The organism is Ferroplasma sp. Type II (assembly GCF_000496155.1).
Genome location: NZ_KI542828.1, coordinates 1 through 1,071 on the forward strand (window position 1 = coordinate 1; position 1,071 = coordinate 1,071).

General features: G+C 41.4%; 1 protein-coding gene. It reads right to left on the reverse strand.

Annotation, left to right across the window (positions count from 1 at the left end):
• On the reverse strand, positions 1–1,029 hold a 1,029-nt coding region (locus tag AMDU4_RS13255), incomplete at its 3' end, for an MFS transporter (RefSeq protein WP_021788443.1).
• Positions 1,030–1,071 lie beyond the last annotated feature (42 nt).

Consider the following 1,071-nt stretch of genomic DNA (forward strand, 5'->3'; position numbering starts at 1 on the left):
TCCAAGTATATCAAAAAATGCCATGCCAGCATATCCAAGAAGTCCAAGAGACCGCCTACCGTAGGAATCTATGAGCCTGAATCCTATAAGGGTTGCCAATACGTTAATTATAGCCAGTATCGAAGATGCTTCAATACCAAAAACGGCATTGGAAAGATACGTACCTGACGTAGAGCCAAATATATGAAGGTTTGCAATAACTGTGGGACCATAATAGAAAGGAATATTTATACCGGTAATTTGCTGGAACATCATGAAAAGAGCCACTATGACAAAAGCTCTTTTTATTCCAGGGGTAGCCTTCATCTTTGTTTCCTTTTCTAATAAGACTTTGTGCGTATTTTTAATCTCTGAAAGCTGTGCAGTTATATTAAAACGTTTCAATGAGGCAATTGCCTTTTCGTACTTTTCATGCAGTATGAGCCATCTGGGAGATTCAGGCATGTAGAAACGAAATACCAGCCCTATCAAAGATGGGATGGCCGCAACTCCTAAAAGTATCCTCCAGTCCACTGTATATGCAAGCTGCGGGGCTATGAAAAACACACCCATGCCAACAAAGTATGCTCCAAGAATTCCCCAGGTAATCATCCATTGCTGCATAAGGGAAAGATGCCCCCTGCGATTCTTTGGGGCATATTCTGCTATATAGGCTGTTGCAATTGCCGAATCTGCTCCGACTGCTAGGCCTATAAATGTTCTTGATACTAGAAGCATTACCAGATTGACTGATAAAGCTGAGAGCAGTGCACCTATTGTATATATGGCTGCATCGGTGATCAGGAGGAATTTTCTTCCGTATGTGTCAGTAAGCAATGCTGCAATCAATGCCCCAGCTGCGGCTCCCAATGAAGCGCCAGCTATGAGGTAACCATATACAAACGGGTCACTTGTGGCAATGTTTTTGGCAAATGGTATAAATCCCAGATCTGTTCCTATATTTGATGTATCATATCCAAAGAGAAATCCTCCTATGGTTGCAAGCAATGTTACAGCCCAGTAAAATTTAGTGGTAATTTTGTCATTCAATTTGTTTAAAATGGGGTCCTGAGTTTCTATCCTACTATTCTC